We start from the raw sequence: 21,152 nt of genomic DNA, 5'->3' as shown, positions 1-21,152 counted from the left end.
TATGAAGCTATCCGTACTGGTTCCGACCTACCGCCGTCCCGCCGATCTGGCGCGCTGCTTGATCGCGCTGCAGCGGCAGATGAAGAAGCCGGACGAAGTGATCGTCGTCGCGCGGCCCGAGGACGACGCGACGCATGAACGGCTCGCCGATCCCGCCGTGCGCGGCAATCTTCCGCTGCGCGTCGCGCTGATCGAAGTGCCGGGGCAGGTCGCGGCGCTCAATCGCGGGCTCGACGCCGCGTCGGGCGACGTGATCGCGATTACCGACGACGATGCCGCGCCGCGTCCCGACTGGCTGAAGCGCATCGCCGCCGCGTTCTCCGCCGATCGGCAGCTAGGCGCGCTCGGCGGGCGCGACTGGGTTCACGAAAGAGGCCGCGTCCTCGACGGCCGGAGCGAGCGCGTCGGCAAGATCCTGCCGTCGGGCAAGCTCATCGGCAATCACCATCTCGGCGTGGGCGAGCCGCGCGAGGTCGACATGCTCAAAGGCGCCAACATGAGCTACCGGCGCGCGGCGATCGCCGGCGTCCGCTTCGACGAGCGCCTGCGCGGCGCGGGCGCCCAGGTCCACAACGACATGGCGTTCAGCATGCGCGTGAAGCGCGGGGGCTGGAAGCTCGTCTACGACCCGCGCGTGGCCGTCGATCACTACCCGGCCGAACGCTTCGACGACAACAAGCGCGACGTGCAGACGATGGCCGCCGTGCGCAACGCTGCCTACAACCTGCATCTCGTGCTGCGCGAGCACCTGCCGCCGCTTCGGCGCGAGACCGCGTGGTGGTGGTACACGCTAGTGGGCACGCGGGCCTATCCGGGGCTCGTGCATGCGGTGCTGTCGGCGACGTCGAAGAACGGCGCGGTGGTGCGCTCGCGCTGGCGCGCGGTGCGCCTGGGCGCCAACGATGCGCGGCGCGCGACGCCGTGATGTGAGCACGGCGCGTCTCGGCGAGGTCCAGGCCCTGCTGTTCGCCGCAACGCGCCGCAAGACGATGAGAACCCCACACCGGTTCCCCGGAGTTCAAGCATGCAAGCAACCAAAGTGCACGTACACCTTTTTTACGGCGCCGACCCGAGCGTCTACCGCAAGGGCGACAACTTCGGCTGCCTGTACGGCTATCACCACGCGGAGTCCGGCGAGTTCGCGCTCAGCTATTCGCGCGATGCGAAGGAAAGCAGGCCGGTGAGCCTCGTGCGCCGTGCGCTCAAGCTGATGCTCGGCTTCGATCTGATCCATACGCTGCGCAATCGCGACGAGATCCTGCGCTCCGACGTGATCTGGACGCACACCGAAGCCGAGCACCTGGCCGTCGCGCTGGTGTTGCTGCTGTCCGGCGCGCGCGGCAAGAAGCCGTTGCTGCTCGCGCAAAGCGTCTGGCTCTTCGACAAATGGCGCGGCTACGGCGCACTGCGGCGCTGGTGCTATCGCAAGCTGCTCGCGCGCGCCGACGTGCTGACGACGCTCTCGAGCGAGAACGCCGAGCTGTGCCGCCGCTATCTGCGGCGCAACGCACTGCACGTCTACTACGGCCTGAACATGACCGACTTTCCGCTCGCCGAGCCGCACGAGTGGCAACCGGGCACGCCGCTGCGGATCGCGGCGATCGGCAACGACCGCGACCGCGACTGGACGACGCTCGTGAAGGCGTTCGGCAACGATTCGCGCTATACGGTGCGCTTGGCGACGCGCCGCAAGATCCCGAAGGCGCTCCATGCGCCGAACGTGCAGATCGCGCCCGCGTCCGGCCTCGCGAAGCAGCGCGAGCTGTACGACTGGGCGGACCTCGTGGTGGTGCCGCTGCGGCCGAACTACCACGCGTCGGGGATCACGGTCGTGCTGGAGGCGGCGGCGCTCGGCAAGCCGGTGATCGCGAGCGACGTGGGCGGCCTGCGCGACTACTTCACCGCGCAGCAGGTCACCTACGTGCCGCCGCACGACGTGGCGGCGCTGCGGCGCGCGGCCGACGACCTCGCCGCGCATCCCGAGGCAACGCTGTGCCGCGCCTGGGCTGCCGGCGCGCAATTGACGGTCCGCCAGCTGACGACCGAGCATTTCGCGCACCAGCACGTGCAGATCACGCGCGCGATGCTGGCCGAACGCAACGCGCAGGCCATGCGCGGGCGCGAGCGCCATACGCGCGATCTCGACATCGCCGAGCGCATCGTTCCGGCCGAGCGCCGCTGAGTCCGCCGCATGAGCACACCGCATCTCGCCCGTCAGTACGCCGCGCCGCGGAAGGAGCCGAAACGCGGCCTCTTCGCCACCGACCCCAAGCATTGGGCGGCGCAGGCGATCCTCTGGTTCATCACGCTCGTCCTGATCGCCGCGCACCAGGGCACGGTGCTCACGCTCGCGTTCCCGGTGCTCGCGACGGCCACGGGCATCTGGCTCTACTTCAAGAGCCCGGCGCGCTATGTCGGCTTCATGTGGTGGACGTGGTTCCTGAGCCCCGAGGTGCGGCGTCTCGCCGACTTCGCAAAGGGCGCGTTCACGCCGACGAGCCTGATCCAGATCGCGCCGCTCGCCGTGACGATGCTCTCCGGCCTCACGCTGCTGCGCCACTACCGCGTTCTCGCGCAGCGCCGCGGCCTGCCGGTGCTGCTGATCCTGATCGGGCTCATGTACGCGTTTCTCGTCGGTGTCGTCTCGAGCGGCGTGCTCGCGGCCGTCTACGATCTCGCGAACTGGGTCTATCCGATCCTGATCGGCTTTCACATCATGGCCGATTCTCGCAACTACCCGCAGTACCGCGACGCGATCCTCTCGGCGTTCGTCTGGGGGATGCTGATCATGGGCGTCTACGGGATGGTGCAGTTCTTCGTGATGCCGCCGTGGGACGCGCTCTGGATGCTCGGCTCGCAGATGAACTCGCAAGGCGACCCCGTGCCGTTCGGCGTGCGCGTGTTCAGCACGATGAACTCGTCGGGACCGTTCGCGTTCGCGATGATGGGCTCGCTCGTCTTCATGCTCGCGGCGGCGCAGCGCATCCGCTGGCTCGCGGGCGGGGCCGGTTTCATCGCGTTTGCCCTGAGCCTCGTGCGCTCGACCTGGGGCGGCTGGGTCATCGCCGTCTTGATCCAGCTCGCGAAGTCGAGCAACCGCGTGCGGGTGCGGATCATCATGAGCGCCATCGTGCTCGGCGGATTGTGCGTGCCGCTGCTCGCAGTCGGGCCGGTCGCGGATCGCCTCTCGCAGCGCTTGCAGACCGTGACCAACCTGCACGACGACCAGAGCTACGAAGCGCGCAATCAGTTCTACGCGACCTTCGCGCAGACCGCCTTCACCGACGTCTCCGGCGAAGGCATGGGCGCGACGGGCACGTCCACGAAGCTCTCGAACGATGGCGGCGAACTCGGCAAGTACGGCAACTTCGACAGCGGCGTGATGAACGTCCCGTTCGTGCTCGGCTGGCCGGGAACGCTGCTCTATCTCTCTGGAATCGTCTGGCTGCTCGCGCGCGCGGTGCGAGCGTCGTTCGCGCTGCGCGACGACAAATTCGCCGCGGCTTGTTTGAGTCTGGCGCTCGCTGTGTTCTCGATGCTCGTCTTTACCAATTCGCTTATCGGCACCGGGGGCCTGCTGCTGTTCATGAGCGTCTTTTTGCTGCTGTCCGCCGCGCACTGGCAGAAGATCCAGCGCGCGCGCCTACTACGGGGGAGTCCGTCAAATTGAGAGTCGCCATTGTTACGCACGTGGTACGTCATAACGACGGACAAGGCCGCGTCAACTACGAAATCGCACGCGCCGCATTGGAAGAAAACATCTCGGTGACGCTGGTCGCTTCGCACGTCGCGCCGGAATTGCTCGCGAATCCGCGTGTGCGCTGGGTGCCGATCCGCATCGGCCGGGGCTGGCCGTCGAACCTCTTGCGACAGCAGGTGTTCGCGGTGAAGAGCGCGCTGTGGCTGAAGAAGCATCGCGACGAATACGACGTGCTGCACGTGAACGGCTTCATCTCGTGGGCGCATGCCGACGTGAACACCGCCCACTTCGTGCACGGCGGCTGGTTCGCGAGCCCGTACTACCCGTTCGGATTTTCGAAGGGGCTGTGGTCCGCGTATCAGTTCGTCTACACGTTCATCAACTCGCGGCTGGAGCGCTGGGCCTACCAGCGCTCGCGGATGGTGACCGCCGTCTCGCAGAAGGTCGCCGCGGAGATCCGCAATACGGGTGTGCCCGCGCAGAAGGTTGGCGTGATCTACAACGGCGTCGATACCGAGACGTTCGCATCCGCCATGGGCGACCGGCGCGCGTTCGGCTTGCCGCAGGACGCGTTCCTGCTGCTGTTCGTCGGCGACCTGCGCACGCCGCGCAAGAACCTCGGCACCGTGCTGCAGGCGCTTACGCGCTTGCCGAACCACATTCATATCGCCGTGGCCGGGTATCTGCCGGGCAGTCCGTATCCCGAGCAAGCGCGCGCCCTGAAGATCGAATCGCGCGTGCATTTTCTGGGGCTCGTGAAGGAGATGCCTGCGCTCATGCATTCGGTCGATGCGTTCGTGTTTCCGTCGCGCTATGAAGCGATGAGCCTGTCGCTGCTCGAAGCGATGGCGGCGGGCTTGCCGGTCGTTACCGCGCGCACGGCGGGCGGCGCGGAAATCATCACGCCCGAGTGCGGCATCGTGCTCGACGATCCCGATGATGCCAACGCGCTCGCCAATGCTGTCGCGAGCCTCGCGAACGACGACCGCTCGCGCTGCGCGATGGGCGCTGCCGCGAGCCGCCTCGCGCGCGACTTCGGCTGGTCGCGCATGGCGATGCAGTACATCGCGCTGTACCGGCAGATGGCCGATGCGAAGGGCGAGCTGCGCGCCGCCCGCACCGAACTCGAATCGCGCAGCGGCGCAGTTCGCGCTTAACCAAGGAGCGAAACAATCATGAGCGAAGTTGCCGCGGCGCAAGCCCTTTTTTCCCCTTTCTATCGCGCGTCGTCGTCGAACGGTTCCGGTGGCGGCAGGCCGATGCGCTCGATCAAATCGCTGCAGATCGGCATGCACTGGTTCCCCGAGCGCGCGGGCGGCTTGGATCGCATGTACTACTCGCTCGTCGGCGCGCTGCCGGGGGCGGGCGTCGCCGTGCGCGGGATGGTGGCGGGCTCGCCGCGCGTCGCCGCCGACACCGGCGGCGCGATCCGGGGCTTCGGCCCGGCCGCGCGCTCGCTGCCGCTGCGCCTGATGGCGGCGCGCAAGATGCTTGCGAACGTGGTGCGCGAAGAGCGGCCCGACGTGATCTCGTCGCATTTCGCGCTCTATACGTTTCCGGGCCTCGATGTGCTGCGCGGCATTCCGCAGGTGTCGCACTTCCAGGGGCCGTGGGCCGACGAGAGCCATGTCGAAGGCGCCGATTCGCTCGGGCAGCGCGCGAAGCACATGCTGGAGCGCACGGTGTATGCGCGCTCGTCGCGGCTCATCGTGTTGTCGGAGGCGTTCGGGCAGATTCTCAGCTCGCGGTATGGCATCGCGCCGGAGCGCATTCGCGTGGTGCCCGGCTGCGTGAACGTCGCGCAATTCGACTTGGACATCACGAAACGTGAAGCGCGCCGACGCCTGCAATTGCCGCAGGACCGGCCGATCGTGCTGGCGGTGCGGCGGCTCGTGAAGCGCATGGGGCTCGAGGATCTGATCGACGCGATCAAGACAGTGAAAGCGCGGCATCCGGATGTGCTGCTCTTGATTGCCGGGAAGGGGCGCTTGCAGGACGAATTGCAGGCGCGCATCGACGCGAGCGGTCTCGAAGACAACGTGAAGCTGCTCGGCTTCGTCCCCGACGAGCATCTGGCGGCGTTGTATCGCGCGGCGACGATCAGCGTCGTGCCGACGGTCGCGCTCGAAGGGTTCGGCTTGATTACGGTGGAATCGCTGGCGGCGGGGACGCCGGTGCTGGTGACGCCCGTGGGTGGGCTGCCGGAGGCGGTGGCGGGGTTGTCGAAAGACCTCGTGCTGCGCTCGACCGGGGCGGAGGCGATTGCGGAAGGAGTCGGGGCGGTGCTCGACGGCGAGATCGCGTTGCCTGATGCAGAGGCCTGCCATGCCTATGCGCGCGATAACTTCGATAACGCGGTGATCGCGCGGCGGGTTGCCGAGGTGTACGCGGAGGCGATTGCGGCGGCGTGATGCGGCGGAAAGGGTAGAAAGAGGGCAGGATCAGCTCCGTGTATCATCACGGGTTGCCCGAAAATCCCCGAATCGCCGACCAACATGTCCGTATCTGAACTCAAACGCCGCCGCACGTTCGCGGTCATCTCCCACCCGGACGCCGGTAAAACGACGCTCACCGAAAAGCTGCTGCTGTTCTCGGGCGCGATCCAGATCGCGGGCACCGTGAAGGGTCGCAAGAGCGGCCGCTACGCGACCTCCGACTGGATGGAGATCGAAAAGCAGCGCGGCATTTCGGTCGCGAGTTCGGTGATGCAGTTCGAATACGGCGACGCCGTCATCAACCTGCTCGACACCCCGGGCCACGAGGACTTCTCCGAAGACACCTACCGCGTGCTGACGGCCGTCGATGCAGCCGTGATGGTGATCGATGGCGCGAACGGCGTCGAAGCGCAGACGCTCAAGCTGCTCGAAGTCTGCCGCAGCCGCCGCACGCCGATCGTCACGTTCATCAACAAGCTCGACCGCGAGGTGCGCGAGCCGCTCGACCTGCTCGACGAAATCGAGCAGCACCTGGGCGTTTCGGCCGTGCCGTTCACCTGGCCGATCGGCATGGGCAAGGAGTTTCGCGGCGTCTACGACGTCCAGCGCGACCAAGTGCGCGTATTTCGCGCCGGGCAAGACACCGCGGGCGGCGATGTCGAAACGCTGCAAGGCATCGGCCACGAAGAAGGCGAGCAGCGCTTCGGCTTTCCGTGGACGAAGGCGATGGAGGAGGTCGAGCTGATCTCGGGCGCGACGCCCACGTTCGACCGCGAAGCCTTCCTGGCCGGCGACCAGTCGCCCGTGCTGTTCGGCTCGGCGATCAACAACTTCGGCGTGAAGGAGATTCTCGACGCGCTCGTCGACCTCGCGCCGCCGCCGTCGATGCGCATGGCGGTTCAGCGCCCGGTGCAGCCAGACGAGCCGAAGTTTACGGGCGTCGTCTTCAAGGTGCAGGCGAACATGGATCTCGCGCACCGCGACCGCGTCGCGTTCATCCGCGTCTGTTCGGGCCGCTTCGAGCGCGGCATGGCGCTCAAGGTGTCGCGCTCGGGCAAGACCTTCCGCGCGAACAACGTGGTGACGTTCCTCTCGCAGCGGCGCGAGACGGTGAGCGAGGCCTATCCCGGCGACATCATCGGCATCCCCAACCACGGCACGCTGAGCCTCGGCGACACGCTGACCGAAGGCGAGGCGCTGCAGTTCGTCGGCCTGCCGTTCTTCGCGCCGGAAATCTTCCAGACCATCGAGGTGGTCGACCCGATGCGCGCAAAGCAGCTCGGCGAGGCGTTGAAGCAGTTGGGCGAGGAGGGCGCGATCCAGGTGTTCCGCCCGGCGCACGGCGGCTTGACGATTCTCGGCGCGGTCGGGCAGTTGCAGTTCGAGGTGGTGTCGCACCGGCTGTCCGCCGAGTACAAGGTCGACGTGCGGATCATGCCGGCGCGCTACCGGATGTCGCGCTGGGTGACCTGCGACGATGCGGGCGAACTGCGTCGCTTCATGGACGCCTACGCGGTGCGGATCGCGCTCGATGCGTCGAATGCGCCGACGTATCTCGCGTCGCACATCTCGGAGATCGAGGTCGCGCAGAAGGCTTGGCCGAAGATCGTGTTCAACGAGCTGCGCGAGCATTCGGGGGCGCCGTTCCGCAAGAGCATGTGACCGGCCCCGGTCATGCGTGAAGCGGCGCGGCAAGGCGCGGCCCGCTCTGAAGCATGACCGTTCGCGAGACCGATGACTCCCTATCGTCGAGCCTGAACACCGCTACGGTGACTTTCAGGTCGTTCGCCTGTTCTTCGAGCGACTGCGCCGCCGCGGCAGCCTGCTCCACGAGCGCGGCATTCTGCTGCGTGACCTCGTCCATCTGGCTGACTGCCCGGTGGACCTGCTCGATGCCGCGGCTTTGCTCCTCCGAGGCCGCGGCAATCTCGGCGACGATATCCGAGACCTGCTTGATGGCCTGCTTCACGTCCCCCATCGTCGCGCCGACGTCCGCTGCCTGTGTCGCGCCGTCGTGAATCAGGGCGACCGACGAGGCGATCAGGTCCTTGATTTCTTTCGCCGCGGCAGCGGAGCGCTGGGCCAGGCTGCGGACTTCGCTTGCCACGACGGCAAAGCCGCGCCCCTGCTCTCCCGCACGGGCGGCTTCCACCGCGGCGTTCAGCGCGAGGATGTTGGTCTGGAATGCGATGCCTTCGATGACGCCGGTGATCTCCGAGATCTTGCTGGAACTGCCGCTGATCTTGCCGATGGTCTGCACCATGGCCTGCACGGTGTCGTTGCCGGCGTCGGCCATGCCGGTGGCGTTCGTTGCCAGGGCGTTGGCCTGGCGCGCGTTGTCGGCGCTCTGCTTCACCGTCTCGGTCAGCTGCGTCATGCTGGCGGCGGTTTCCTCGAGGGCGGCCGCCTGCTCCTCGGTGCGGGAGGACAGATCTATGTTGCCCGCCGCGCTTTGGGCCGTTGCAATGGCGATCAACTCGCTGCCGGCGCGGACGCGGTCGACCACGCGTTTCAGTCCGTCGGTCATGTTCGTCAGCGCCCCGAGCAACTGCCCGATCTCGTCTTTGGACGTCGCGTCGGCGCGCCGGGTCAGATCGCCCTGCGCGACGGCATCGGCAAGTTTCACGGCTTCGCCGAGCGGACGCGTGATCGATCGGGAAATCAGCGCGCCAAGCACCAGCACAACGATCAGCACCGCCGCCGAGCTCGCCGACTCGAGCAGCTTCGCATTGTTGAAAATGTGCTTCGCGTCATTCGTGCCGCCCTGACCGAGTTCCAGGTTGTAGGCGCGATGGGCTGCCAGCGCCGCATCCATTTGCTTCACGAGTTCGAAGAGGCTGGTGCGCATCAGAGCGGCGGCTTGCTCTTTTTTGTCGTCGCGCGAGCGCGCGAGCACGTTGTCGCGGACCGAGTCGAACTGAGCCATCAGCGAGCGGTCCGTCGCGAGCATGCCCTTGTCCTTGTCGTCGGAGATGAGCGGCTCGTAATTCTTGAACTGGGCGTCGATCTCGCGTCGTTGCTGACCGATCTTCTCTTCCAGATCTTTGAGGCGTTCGGGATCGTTGGAGAGGATGTGCTCGGTCGTCAGGCGTTGCATCGTGTCGAAGGCCGACTGCGCGTTGTCGAGCACGACGAGGCTCGGCACCGTGTTCACCGCCGCATAGCTCGCGGATTCGTATACTCGGCTGGCTTGGTACAAACCGAAGCCCGTGATGCCGCATAACGCAACCAGGGCCACCAGCAACAGGGCCATGAGTCGTGTGGCGATCTTCAAATTCGCGAACCAGTTCATGGAGTTTCCTTTTCGCCTATTCGTAAGAGGATTGCGGTCATGTTTCATGTTGCCGAAGAAGGCTCGCCCCCGGGGATTTTCCAGTCGGGCTTGGCGGTGTTGAGCGAGGCAATCGAGTAGGCGGTGTGCCAAATCTGGACTACGGCTGCCCGGGGCGTTTTCTTTATCGCTAGGCCTGGTAGGGATTTCCCGACCTTCTTGTCGGCGCGGTGCGCGGCGGCCTTTTATCGGATGATTGAGCGTGAGCCGTTGTGCCGGCTGACGTCGATGTCGGGCTGAAAGAGGGGGGCGCGTATTTTATGGCCCCCTCGGCAAGCATCCCGAGTTATCCGGAGAAACAGGCTATTTATTGGCCGGAACGCGACGGGAATATGGCATATCCGCCACCGGAGCCAATCAAGCAGCAAGGCTTTGAAAGCAAGCCTTCGTGGGAGCGAGGATTTGATGGGGCCAATCGTAAGGACACCGTCGGTGATGGCATAAATTCAATACCCTGCCGACTCTTGAGTTCGATACGGCGCCGGTCATGTACCAGGGCGCCAGCGACGATTTCCTCGGCCCGGCCGGCGACGGCAACGTCGCTCAACGAACAAGTGAACCGGCCGGCGGATCAGGTTGCCATTTTCAAGGTGTGAGTTGGCGTAAGTCCGCGGCGCATTGCCGCGGCGCTGTTCTCGATTTGTTGGCGGTCCTACCCTTGCTTCGGCGCATCCAGGAGCCCCGCCGCGACTTCGTCCATGCGGCAAATCGTCACAACGCGCCGCGCCGGCGATGTGCTCGCCAAGTTGCGGGGCTTCGTCTCGATTTTTGCCTTGGACGACCGCCGGCCAAGCGATTCCGGGCAATCACCTGTCGATAATCAATTCGCGCCGGCGACGCGGCCCGGCCGCGAACGAGCCTGACACGCTCCTCACCGGGCGCAATCGCCTTCGACCATTCCTCCCTCCGGGAACTCAAAGAACTTAAGCGCCGTTATGCGCTTTGTTTGAGAAAGATCACGATGTGTTTCTGCAGCTCTCCGTAGAATCTGCGCCGGCACATTCCAGACTTGCCGTCTCGCGCGTGCCGGAATGGCAGAAAGAAAGAGAGAGGGTGGATCAATGAAAAACGGGCAAAGGTAATGGACAGAAAAACCATCAGAAGGTGGCTTACTCCCTTCGGAATCGGACTGATCTTGTGTCTGTCCGGCTGCAGCAATCTCGAAGTGCTGGACCCCAAAGGCAGCATCGGCCACGCCGAAAAATCGCTGATCGCAACGGCAACCTACGCCATGCTGATCGTCGTCGTACCGGTCATCGTACTGACGCTGGTATTCGCCTGGCGCTACCGTGCGTCGAATACGAAAGCGACCTATGCGCCGAAATGGTCGCATTCCACGGCGATCGAAGTCGTCGTCTGGACCATCCCGTCGCTGATCATCCTGTTCCTTGCGATTCTCACGTGGAAGACCACCCACGAGCTCGATCCGTACCGGCCAATCGAATCGGACGTCAAGCCGATCGACGTGCAAGTCGTGGCGCTCGACTGGAAGTGGCTCTTCATCTATCCGGAGTACGGCATCGCGTCTGTCAACCAGGTCGCGTTCCCGGCTGGCACGCCGGTCAACTTCCGCATCACGTCGGATGCGGTGATGAACTCGTTCTTCATCCCGCAGCTCGGCGGCCAGATCTACGCGATGGCGGGCATGCAGACGAAGCTGCACCTGATCGCCGATCACCCGGGCGACTACGCGGGCATCTCGGCGAACTACAGCGGCCCCGGCTTTTCCGACATGAAATTCCGCGCGCTCGCCACCTCGCCCGAGGAGTTCAAGTCGTGGGTGCAGAAGGTGAAGGCGTCGTCCGAGCGGCTCGACATGGACACCTACTACGCGGTGGCGAAGCCGAGCGAGAAGAACCCGGTGCGGTACTTCTCGTCGACCGATCCGGAGCTCTTCCACAAGATTATGGCGAAGTACAACAACGGCCATTACCTCGATATGACGGGGAATGTTTGCCGCATCCAGGGGTAAGCGCATGTTCGGAAAACTGACACTTGATGCGATCCCGTACCACGAGCCCATCATCGTGGGCGCGGCGGTCTTCATGGGGATCATCGTGCTGTGCGCAGGCGGCGCGATCACTTGGTTCGGCAAGTGGAAATACCTGTGGACCGAGTGGCTGACGAGCGTCGACCACAAGCGGATCGGCGTGATGTATCTCGTCGTCGCGGGGCTGATGCTGCTGCGCGGCTTTTCCGACGCCGTGATGATGCGCGCGCAGCAGGCCATCGCCTTCGACAGCCCCGGCTATCTGCCCCCGCACCACTACGACCAGATCTTCACCGCGCACGGCGTCATCATGATCTTCTTCATGGCGATGGCGCTGATGGTGGGCCTGTTCAACCTGATCGTGCCGCTGCAGATCGGCGCGCGCGACGTGGCCTTCCCGTTCCTGAACTCGCTCTCGTTCTGGATGACGGCGATCGCTGCGGTCCTGATCAACGTGTCGCTCGTGATCGGCGAGTTCGCGCAGACGGGCTGGCTCGCTTATCCGCCGTTGTCGGAGCTGCAGTTCAGTCCAGGGGTGGGGGTCGACTACTACATATGGAGCCTGCAGCTCTCCGGCGTCGGCACGCTGATCAGCGGAATCAACTTCTTCGTGACCATCATCAAGATGCGCGCGCCCGGCATGAAGCTGATGAGAATGCCGGTGTTCACGTGGACCGCGCTGTGCTCGAACATCCTGATCATGGCGACGTTCCCGATCCTGACGGTAGCGCTCGCGTTGCTCGGCCTCGACCGCTACCTGGGCATGCACTTCTTCACGAACGAGCTCGGCGGCAACATGATGCTGTACCTGAACCTGATCTGGGCCTGGGGACACCCCGAGGTCTACATCCTGGTTCTGCCGGCGTTCGGCATCTACTCGGAAGTGATCGCGACGTACGCGAAGAAGCCGCTGTTCGGCTACAAGACGATGGTGTACGCAAGCGCGACCATCGTGGTGCTGTCGTTCCTCGTGTGGCTCCATCACTTCTTCACGATGGGCTCGGGAGCGAACGTCAACGCGTTCTTCGGGATCGCGACGATGATCATCGCGATCCCGACCGGCGTGAAGATCTTCAACTGGCTGTTCACGATGTACCGCGGCCGCATCGATTTCAAGGCGCCGGTGCTGTGGACGATCGGCTTCATGATCACGTTCACGATCGGCGGCGCGACGGGCGTGATGCTCGCGATTCCGGGCGCCGACTTCGTGCTGCACAACAGCGTGTTCCTGATCGCGCACTTCCATAACACGATCATCGGCGGCGTGGTGTTCGGCTATCTCGCCGGCGTCCACTACTGGTTCCCGAAGGTGTTCGGCTTCAAGCTGAACGAGAAGCTCGGCAAGGCCGGATTCTGGTTCTGGCTGTGGGGCTTCGTCGTGGCGTTCACGCCGCTCTACGTGCTCGGCTTCATGGGCATGACGCGCCGCCTGAACCACTACGACAACCCGGCGTGGCATCCTTGGCTGATCGTCGCGGCGGGCGGCGTCGTGCTGATCGCGTGCGGCGTGGTGTGCCAGGTCGCGAGCATCGTGGTGGCCGTGCTCAACCGCAACAAGCCGGAATACCGCGACGTGACGGGCGACCCGTGGGGCGGCCGCACGCTCGAGTGGGCGACCTCGTCGCCACCGCCGGCCTACAACTTCGCGGTGATTCCCGTCGTGCACGACATCGACGCCTTCGCGCACATGAAGGAAACCGGCCGCGGTCTCGGCAAGGACGCCGTCTACAAGGACATCCACATGCCTTCGAACACGAGCGCCGGTTTCTTCATCGGCATGTCCGCGCTGGTGCTCGGCTTTGCGCTGGTGTGGCACATCTGGTGGCTGGCGGCCGTGGGGCTCTTCGCCATCGCGGCGATCGTGATCGGCCGCAGCTTCGGCGAGCACGACGGCTATTACATTCCAGCCGCGCAGGTCAAGGCGATCGAGGACAAGCGCTGGGCGGCCATCGAAGGCAAGCGTCCGGGCAAGACGAAGGAAAAAGAGCGCCGCGAAGCGCTTGAAGAAGAGGAGGTCATCTGATGTCGACGCAAACCCTTGTCGCCGCACACGGCGAATCGGGCCACGACCACGAGCACGAGTCGCATTCGGTTTTCGGGTTCTGGCTGTATCTGATGACCGACTGTTTTCTGTTCGCGTCGTTGTTCGCGACGTTCGCGGTGCTGGGCCACCAGTTCGCGGGCGGGCCGACGGCCAAGGACCTGTTCGATATTCCCGGCGTCGCGCTGGAAACCGCGCTGCTGCTTTTGAGCAGCATCACGTACGGCTTCGCGATGATCGGCGCCTACAAGAAGCAGACGGGCACGGTGCTCAAGTGGCTCGGCGTGACGTTCGTACTGGGCGTCGCGTTCCTCGTGCTCGAAATGCAGGAGTTCGCGCATTTGATCCACGAGGGCGCGGGGCCGCAGCGCAGTGCGTTCTTCTCGGCGTTCTTCACGCTGGTCGGCACGCACGGCCTGCACGTCCTGATCGGTTTGATCTGGATGGCGACGCTCGTGGTGCAGATCATGCGCAAGCCGAGCCTGTCCCAGCGCGATCTCACGCGGCTCACGTGCCTGAGCTTGTTCTGGCACTTCCTCGATATCGTGTGGATCTGCGTGTTTACCTTTGTCTATCTTGGGAGCGTGGTCTAAATGTCTCAAGCGCATACCATTCAAGCGGAAGCCGGACACGGCAGCAAGCGCGGCTACGTCATCGGGTTCGTGCTGTCGGTGATCCTGACCGTCGCCGCGTTCGGGCTCGTGATCGGCGGCGTATGGGCGCCGGGTCCGTCGATGATCGTGCTCGCCGTGCTGGCCTTTGTGCAGATCCTCGTGCATCTCGTGTGCTTCCTGCACATGGGCGTGAAGTCGTCGCAACAGCGCTGGGATTCGCTGGCGTTCGGCTATACGGTGCTGTGCGTGCTGTTCCTGATCGTCGGCACGGTGTGGGTGATGCACAACGTTGCCATGAACATGATGGCGCGATAGTTCGCAGGCCGCGGCGCGGCGTTTCGCGCCGCGTTCCTCCACGTCAGTACCGGTTCGCGCGGGCATGCCCGCGCGAATTTTTTTTAGGGCGTCGTCGCGCTTCCGCCTGCGTCGGACATTTTCAGGACCTCTTCGCGCATCCAGCTCGCAAACGCCTGTACGTGCTCGAGCGTTGCATGATGCGTGCCGATATCGAGCCAATAACCGAACGGCCCCGTGACCTCGACATCGGAGATGCGCACGAGCGATCCGTCTGCCAGCTCCTCGGCGATCATGTTGAGATCCACAACCGCGAGCCCGACGCCTTTGCGCGCCGCGTGAATTGCCTGCTCCAGATTCGAGAACTCGATGCCGTTCTCCGCGTAGCGCGCGGGCAGTTGCGCCTTCGCGAGCCAGTTCGGCCAGAGCTCGAGCCGCCGGTCGTTGTGCAGCACATGCAGCGCCGGCATGCGTTCGAGCAAGGTCTCGAGCGGCTCGCCGGCGAGCCTGGATGCGCCGATGAGCGTATGCCGCTCGATCATCAGCAGCTCCGATTGCGCGCCGGGCCGCGCCTCGCGGCCGAAGCGGACGCTGCAGTGGCAGTCATCGCTCGGTACAGTGCGCACCGACAGCTCGACATCCGGCAATTCGACCGCGAGCGACCCAAGGCGCGGTGAGAACCACTGCGTCGCGAAGGTCGGCGGAACGGACAGCACGAGACGCTTGCGTCCGGTCATCGACGCGAGCTGCCGCGTGCCGCGCTCGATCGTGTCGAAGGCGGCGGCGACGCACGGCAGCAGCTGTTCGCCTGCGGGCGTGAGCCGGATGCCCTTGTGGTCGCGCTCGAACAGCTTGGCGCCGAGCGAGTCTTCGAGAATCTTGATCTGGCGGCTCACGGCGCCTTGCGTGACGCACAGCGCGGCCGCCGCGCGATTGAAACTCAGGTGCCGGGCCGTCTCTTCGAAAAAGCGCAACGCGATCAGCGATGGCAAGCGCCGCATGTCTATGTCCTTCTGTCGTACTTGTGTTTGCGCATCGAGCGCATCGAGCGCATCGAGCGCATGGGGGGCGTCTGTCCCCGGTTTGTCGAGTTCTGCGATTATGCCGAAGTTTCGCCGCGAGGCCGGGCTGCGTCCGCCGCGAAGGGCAGCCGCGCGGCGGATAAACGCGCGTCGCGCGAGGCGGCTCGATCGCCTATGCTAGCGATGATTCGTGCCCCTGCCGCGATTCCGCCTCGCGCGGCGCCAAGTCATTCTCACGGAGCATCCATGACCGTTCGCAATCTCGACGCGTTGTTTCGGCCCAAATCGGTCGCCGTGGTCGGCGCTTCGCTGCGGCCGCGCAGTATCGGCGCGATGGTCTGGGCGCGTGTCCTCGGCGGCGGCTTCGCCGGTCCGGTGTGGCCCGTCAATCCGAAATACGCCGAGCTGAACGGACAGGCCGCCTTCGGCGACGTCCGCGATTTGCCCGAGGCGCCGAGCGTCGCGCTGATCTGCTCGCCGCCCGCCACGTGGCCGGCCATCGTCCACAAGCTCGGCAAGCTCGGCACGCGCGCGGCGATCATCATCGGCGAGGTCAGGCGCGGCGACGAACGCGACGCGCTCGCGCAGGCGCTGACGGCGGCGCGGCCGTATTTGCTGCGCATCGTCGGGCCGGGCAGCGTCGGCGTCATCACACCTGCGTTGAGCGCGCAGTTCGGCGCGGCGCCGTTTCCGGTGAAGCAGGGCGGCGTCGCCTGGGTCTCGCAGTCGAATGCGCTCACGAACGCCGTCCTCGGCTGGGCGCATGCGCGCGGGCTCGGGTTCTCGCATGCGATCGCGCTCGGCGACGAGGCCGACGTCGACGCTGGCGACGTGCTCGACTATCTCGCCAGCGACCCGAACACGCGCGCGATCCTGCTCGAGTTGGAGACGGTGCGCGCGGCGCGCAAGTTCATGTCGGCGGCGCGCGCGGCTGCGCGCAACAAGCCGGTGCTTGCGCTGCGCTCGGGGCGCTCGGATGCCGACGACGCGCTCTATAGTTCCGCGTTCCAGCGGGCCGGGGTGGTGCGCGTCCATTCGCTCGACGATCTGCTCGACGAGATCGAGACGCTCGGCGTGGGGCGCGTGGCCGCGAGCTCGTCGGCCACGTTGATCACGAGCGACCGTGGCGTGGCGACGCTCGCCGCCGACGCGTTTGCCGCGGCCGGCGACGCGCTCGCCCTGTGGCCTGACGGAGCGGCGCGCGCGGTGGCCGAAGCGTTGCCGCATTTGTCCGCAGCGCGCGGCGCGCGCCAAGACCGGGCGTTGCTGGGCAACCCGCTGGGCGGCAACCCGCTGCTGCTCGGCGGCGACGCGCTGCCCGAGCATTTCGGCCGCGCGCTGCAAGCGCTCGCGCCGCATCGCGACACCGGCACCGCATTCGTCGTGCACGCGCCGACGCACAGCGCTCCCGTCGCCGAAGTCGCACGCGTGTTGATCGAGAATCAGAAGTTCGCGTATCGCGGGCTGCTGGCGTGCTTTTTCGGCGGGGTGGACAACGCCACGCGCGACGCGCTGCACGCGCAGGGGATTCCCGTGCACACGACGCCGCAGCGGCTCGCGCGCGCGTTTGCGCGTCTCGTCGACTACCGGCTCGTGCGCGAGCTGCTGATGCAGACGCCGGAAGGCCTGCCCGCGCAGGTTCCCGAGGCGATCGACGCGGCGCAGGCGCAGGCGAGGAGCGCGGTGGCCGCGGGGCAGGCCGAGCTATCGGGCGAGGCCGCGGCGCGCTTCTTCGAATGCTTTGGCTTGACGGTCCTGCGCGGGAGCCCTCGCGACGCGGCGAGCGTGCATGCCTACGAAGGCGGTGTTGCCGAAGGCGGCATCGTCGATATCCGCAACGCAAGCGGCTGCCCGGACTCATCGGCTACCGCCGCCGACGACGACGCCAAGATCGTCGATCTCGCCATCGAGTTGCGCGACGATGCGAACTTCGGCCCGGTGTTCCGCTTTACCGCGCCGTCCGCCGACGGCGTCTCGGCACCGGTTTGCGTCTATAGCCTGCCGCCGCTGAACCCGATCCTCTCGCGCGACGTCGTTTCGCGTTCGCCATACGCGCGTGCGGTGTGTTCGATCGAGCCGGTGCTTGCCGCGCTGACGGCTTTGTCGCAAGCGGTGTGCGACGTGAAGGAGCTCGCCGGTTTGCAAGTCACGCTGCGCGTGACGCGTACGCGCGCCGTGCTCGTCGCGCCGCGCATCACGGTCGCGGCGGCGCGCAGCCGTCTTGCGATCGTCCCCTATCCGCGCCGCCTCGAAGAGACGCTCGATTGGCGCGGCGAGCGCCTGACGATCCGCCCGATCCGTCCTGAAGACGAAGCCGCGCACAACGCGTTCATCAAATCGATGACGGCGGACGATTTGCGTCTGCGCTTCTTCGGCGCGGTGCGCGGCTTCGATCACTCGCAGCTCGCGCGCATGACGCAGATCGACTACGACCGCGAGATGGCGCTGATCGCGACATCCGAAGACGGGAACGGCGCGGTGACGACGCTCGGCGTCGTGCGCGCGATCGCGGACCCCGACAACGAGACCGCGGAATTCGCGGTCGCCGTGCGCTCCGATCAGAAAGGCAAGGGACTGGGGCGGCTGTTGATGACGCGGATCATCGCGTATGCGCGCTCGCGCGGCACGCGATGGATCGTCGGGGAAGTGCTGGCCGAGAACGCGCCGATGATCGCGCTCGCCAAGGCGCTGGGATTTGCCGTCGCCCGGACGGAGGATCCCGGCGTGGTGGGTTTGCGCCTGGCGCTGGGGGCGGGGGCTTCGGCTTGACGACGGCTGCGCGCCTGTCGAGAGTAGGGCGCCAGCCGTCGTTCTGAAATGAGACGTGTGCGGTGCGCGTCAGGCCGCGAGCTTCGTCGCGGCATCATCGACCTGCGCGCGCGACACCGCCAACTCCTCCAGCCACGCATCCGCATAGATTGCGCCCGTTTCGCGCTCGAGACGCGCGATCGTCGCGGCGTTGCGCGTGGCGTCCTTCGGTGTCGCGATGAAGCTCTTCACGGACTGGCCTGCCGTGAAAGCGTCGAAGAGCGGTACGCGGATTTCGTCGGGCAGGGCGCGCGAGGTCCATTGATACGGCTTGCCGTTGAACGTCAGCGACGGCGGCAGCACGCGTTCTTTCTTCGCGGCCGGAATCAGGCCGAAGGTGCGCGCGGCCTCGCCAATCTGCTCGGCGGAGAACAGCTCTTCGGGCGAGATATCGAACTGGCTGATGTAGGTTTCGATGGCTTGCATCGCGGCGGCGCGATCGTCGCGCTTTTTCTGGGCGCGAGCGACGATGTCGCGCAGCTCGTCGGCCTCTTCGGCCGTGATCGTGAAGCTCGCCTGCTTCTGCTGGAGTTCGGAAAAGCGCTGGAATTCGGAGTCGGTCAGAAGTTTCGCCATTGCGTGTTATCAGAGCATTCGCCGCGAGAGGGTGCGGCGAATGCGGATTTTGAGAGGGGCGCTATTCTAACTCAGGTGATGGGCGGAACGCGGCAGCTTACTTGTAACGCAGCGGCCAGCGACGGAATGCTCCACGCGATGAGGCAAGCGAGCGCCACGCCTGTCGCCGCCCCGACAAAGCCGATCGTGACACCCTGCACGACGAAAATCTTCATGATCGACAATCTGCTTGCCCTTCGCGTCGCGAAATGGGAAGGCAAAATTGATCAATGGTGGTTCAGCATTCGATTGGGTTGTCATGTTTGGGAAGCGAACACTCATCCATTGCAATGATTCGACCTTTCATTTCGCGCAAAAATCTATATCACGAAAATCAATCAATATTTTAATTGGATTGCGAATTTTATTCGTAAACTTTATTTGCAAAAATCTTAAATCATTGGAAGCCTCAATCAATTTCGCGTGGTCAAATTTTGTTAAATATATCGCATGCTGACTTGGGGGAAGGGGTTCGTCGTACAAGTAAACCTTATCCGTAATCACTGATCTTTGTCCGGCGTGAAAATTTGTTTGGAGGATGGTTTTATCGATCATTACTTAATTATCCGCGAAACCCTGTACATACAATTCAAATGGCAAAGCCCTCCTGCCATCAGCGGAAACCCAATGTCCAGAGAGCGCTCCATCCCTAACGACACCAGAAAACGAAGCCGTAACAGCCTCTGTTGATCTATCGAGTTCACCAATACTTACCTCGCCATTCTTCGAAATTACTCCGCGTAGATCGATCCAGCCGCTATTTTGTCGTAGATATCGATATTTTCCACTCAGAGAGTCACCTCGGTTGCTGAGCGCCATTTCAACAGGTATATTGCCTATGGTGCCTGAAAACACGTTTTCCCCATCTGTCAGCAAGGTATTAACCTTTCGGCAAGAAATGAATTCTGTCGGAAAGTTGTTTCCATCTTTTCTGAACGGCGCAAAGCAATGCTCGGAATCGCCTAATTCGTCAGTTGCTATATAGATAGTTGTTTCAGGAAACCCTGAGGCGTGCGTGATTTTGATTGCGACGTTATCTAGCAGTTTTTCTGATGTGGTCCAGATTTCTCCGTTAATTTTTCTAAATTCAGAGATTACTTTTTTTCCGCTCCATTTGGCTTGCTGCTTGCCGGATGAGGCTATCATATCAATCGAAATATAGTAAGCGATTTTGAAGCCGATATCATTCCCATTCTGGGAAATTGGAACGGCAATGATGGCATGATCATTGGAGTTGCTCTCGCGGATCAACGTATATTGCGCGCCATAGCGATATACCGAAACGTCAGCCATCATTCCAGTATTGCCAACATCTAAAGCAATGGTCTTGCCACTAGTGGCATCAATCAATGCGCCCGAGTTATTGATGAAAAACTTACAGTTTTTCGACGTCGAGTCGCAAATCACTGCTGCTCTTGTTGGTGCGGAAAGTGAAACAAAAAAAACACAAATAATATGAGCGGCGAGCATTTTCATGTGCATTCCTCCATCAACTTATAAAAATGATTTGCGTAATCTGCAATGATCCAATTTTTATCCGCCCCGTTAATGATTTTTCTTGCTGAGATGTAGTCCGAATTTGCGCCATCAAGGAAATCCGCGAGTTTATAGCCGGTGAATGTTCCATTGGTCATACCGGCCACCATAATTCGTGCGGCACTCTTCCATGAAAGGGCTTCATCGGGATTGGAAACCAGATCCTCGCCGACCATACTGCTAAACGCTGTGTAGTTTTGCTTCCATGTTATTTGAACAAGTCCTCGCCCTCTGTATTTATAGCCATCGCCGATTTCGGTGTTGCCATGTTTCTTCGCTCTAGCCGGATTCTTTGCCCCGTCGCCGCATCCGTAATCGTACTCTGCATCTTCATAGCTAATTTTCTCCGAGATTGGTCCAAAGAATTCTTTAGTATGCCAATCGTACGATTCAACTCGTGCCGTGGCTAACATATAGGCTACATACTTGGCCGAAAAATCTTGATTAATCGCTATGTATAGGTCATTGATCCAATGAAGTAGCGTTCGAAGATTTTCTTCTGATCTTTGGGGAAGTGGTGGTAGAGAAATCTTCGTTTTCGTTTTTTCGTCATACCAGCCGAACTCGCCAGAATGTCTTTGCTTGTACAACTCGACGAACTTGTCGATATTCAAACGGTGTGGGCAAGAGAAATTCCCCACCATCGCGACGGGATGAATATGAAACACATCCGGACTCGCCGGAAACTCCCCCTTCACCGCGTTGCGCACCTCATCCCACCACACCAGCTTCTTGACCCGCTCGATCTCCGCATCGTGATACGGCT

General features: G+C 63.5%; 18 protein-coding genes. 12 read left to right on the top strand and 6 right to left on the bottom strand.

From position 1 onward, the window contains the following. Nucleotide 1 precedes the first annotated feature (1 nt). The 6 genes from FAZ69_RS21315 to FAZ69_RS21290 all read left to right on the top strand — a co-directional run bounded on the left by FAZ69_RS21315 (nt 2) and on the right by FAZ69_RS21290 (nt 7,797). Complete coding sequence (locus FAZ69_RS21315) at nt 2–925, top strand: glycosyltransferase family 2 protein (RefSeq protein ID WP_136897085.1); 924 nt, start codon at nt 2–4, stop codon at nt 923–925. A gap of 99 nt (nt 926–1,024) precedes the next feature. Further along, complete coding sequence (locus FAZ69_RS21310; RefSeq protein WP_136897084.1) at nt 1,025–2,182, top strand: glycosyltransferase family 4 protein; 1,158 nt, start codon at nt 1,025–1,027, stop codon at nt 2,180–2,182. A gap of 9 nt (nt 2,183–2,191) precedes the next feature. Further along, nucleotides 2,192–3,670 carry a glucose-6-phosphate isomerase gene (locus FAZ69_RS21305; RefSeq protein ID WP_136897083.1) on the top strand — a complete coding sequence of 493 codons (1,479 nt, stop codon included), beginning with the start codon at nt 2,192–2,194 and terminating at the stop codon, nt 3,668–3,670. Further along, nucleotides 3,667–4,857: a glycosyltransferase family 4 protein gene (locus FAZ69_RS21300; protein ID WP_136897082.1), complete on the top strand. Its 1,191-nt coding sequence runs from the start codon at nt 3,667–3,669 to the stop codon at nt 4,855–4,857. Before FAZ69_RS21305 ends, FAZ69_RS21300 begins: the two co-directional genes overlap by 4 nt. A 102-nt stretch (nt 4,858–4,959) precedes the next feature. Continuing rightward, the gene (locus FAZ69_RS21295; RefSeq protein ID WP_136897264.1) at nt 4,960–6,111 is read left to right on the top strand and encodes a glycosyltransferase family 4 protein; all 1,152 of its coding nucleotides are present in this window, start codon (nt 4,960–4,962) and stop codon (nt 6,109–6,111) included. Nucleotides 6,112–6,195: 84 nt separating this feature from the next. Then, a complete protein-coding gene (locus FAZ69_RS21290; RefSeq protein WP_136897081.1) occupies nt 6,196–7,797 on the top strand; it encodes a peptide chain release factor 3 in 1,602 nt (533 codons plus the stop codon). A gap of 10 nt (nt 7,798–7,807) precedes the next feature. Here the strand turns inward: FAZ69_RS21290 and FAZ69_RS21285 are convergent, their stop codons facing one another. Then, a complete protein-coding gene (locus tag FAZ69_RS21285; RefSeq protein ID WP_169708720.1) occupies nt 7,808–9,427 on the bottom strand; it encodes a methyl-accepting chemotaxis protein in 1,620 nt (539 codons plus the stop codon). Nucleotides 9,428–10,164: 737 nt separating this feature from the next. Between FAZ69_RS21285 and FAZ69_RS33345 the strand changes: the two genes are divergently transcribed. The 5 genes from FAZ69_RS33345 (at nt 10,165) to cyoD (ending at nt 14,426) form a co-directional block, all read left to right on the top strand. Next, nucleotides 10,165–10,329 (top strand): hypothetical protein, encoded by a 165-nt coding sequence (locus FAZ69_RS33345; protein WP_169708719.1) that lies wholly within the window; start codon nt 10,165–10,167, stop codon nt 10,327–10,329. Nucleotides 10,330–10,547: 218 nt separating this feature from the next. After that, the gene (cyoA, locus tag FAZ69_RS21280) at nt 10,548–11,438 is read left to right on the top strand and encodes a ubiquinol oxidase subunit II (RefSeq protein WP_136897080.1); all 891 of its coding nucleotides are present in this window, start codon (nt 10,548–10,550) and stop codon (nt 11,436–11,438) included. Nucleotides 11,439–11,442: 4 nt separating this feature from the next. Continuing rightward, entirely contained in the window at nt 11,443–13,479 is a 2,037-nt protein-coding gene (cyoB, locus tag FAZ69_RS21275; protein WP_136897079.1) for a cytochrome o ubiquinol oxidase subunit I, read from the top strand. Beyond that, complete coding sequence (cyoC, locus tag FAZ69_RS33600) at nt 13,479–14,090, top strand: cytochrome o ubiquinol oxidase subunit III (protein ID WP_136897078.1); 612 nt, start codon at nt 13,479–13,481, stop codon at nt 14,088–14,090. The genes cyoB and cyoC overlap by 1 nt, the downstream gene beginning before the upstream one ends. Then, nucleotides 14,091–14,426 carry a cytochrome o ubiquinol oxidase subunit IV gene (gene cyoD / locus FAZ69_RS33595; protein ID WP_136897077.1) on the top strand — a complete coding sequence of 112 codons (336 nt, stop codon included), beginning with the start codon at nt 14,091–14,093 and terminating at the stop codon, nt 14,424–14,426. It begins immediately after the preceding gene. Nucleotides 14,427–14,509: 83 nt separating this feature from the next. Here cyoD and FAZ69_RS21260 read toward each other — a convergent pair whose 3' ends face one another. Next, complete coding sequence (locus tag FAZ69_RS21260; protein ID WP_136897076.1) at nt 14,510–15,406, bottom strand: LysR family transcriptional regulator; 897 nt, start codon at nt 15,404–15,406, stop codon at nt 14,510–14,512. A gap of 267 nt (nt 15,407–15,673) precedes the next feature. Between FAZ69_RS21260 and FAZ69_RS21255 the strand changes: the two genes are divergently transcribed. After that, the gene (locus tag FAZ69_RS21255; protein ID WP_136897075.1) at nt 15,674–18,196 is read left to right on the top strand and encodes a bifunctional acetate--CoA ligase family protein/GNAT family N-acetyltransferase; all 2,523 of its coding nucleotides are present in this window, start codon (nt 15,674–15,676) and stop codon (nt 18,194–18,196) included. A 69-nt stretch (nt 18,197–18,265) separates the two neighbouring features. Here the strand turns inward: FAZ69_RS21255 and FAZ69_RS21250 are convergent, their stop codons facing one another. The 4 genes from FAZ69_RS21250 to FAZ69_RS21240 form a co-directional block, all read right to left on the bottom strand. Further along, a complete protein-coding gene (locus FAZ69_RS21250; RefSeq protein WP_136897074.1) occupies nt 18,266–18,811 on the bottom strand; it encodes a hypothetical protein in 546 nt (181 codons plus the stop codon). Nucleotides 18,812–18,882: 71 nt separating this feature from the next. After that, nucleotides 18,883–19,026: a hypothetical protein gene (locus FAZ69_RS33335; RefSeq protein ID WP_169708717.1), complete on the bottom strand. Its 144-nt coding sequence runs from the start codon at nt 19,024–19,026 to the stop codon at nt 18,883–18,885. A 382-nt stretch (nt 19,027–19,408) separates the two neighbouring features. Beyond that, a complete protein-coding gene (locus FAZ69_RS21245; RefSeq protein ID WP_136897073.1) occupies nt 19,409–20,326 on the bottom strand; it encodes a hypothetical protein in 918 nt (305 codons plus the stop codon). After that, a partial coding sequence (locus FAZ69_RS21240; RefSeq protein WP_304571730.1) for a glycoside hydrolase family 19 protein occupies nt 20,323–21,152 on the bottom strand: 830 nt, incomplete at its 5' end. The genes FAZ69_RS21240 and FAZ69_RS21245, both read right to left, overlap by 4 nt.

This window comes from Trinickia terrae (genome assembly GCF_005144415.1).
GTDB classification, from domain to species: domain Bacteria; phylum Pseudomonadota; class Gammaproteobacteria; order Burkholderiales; family Burkholderiaceae; genus Trinickia_A; species Trinickia_A terrae.
This window is presented reverse-complemented; position numbering and strand designations above follow the sequence as displayed.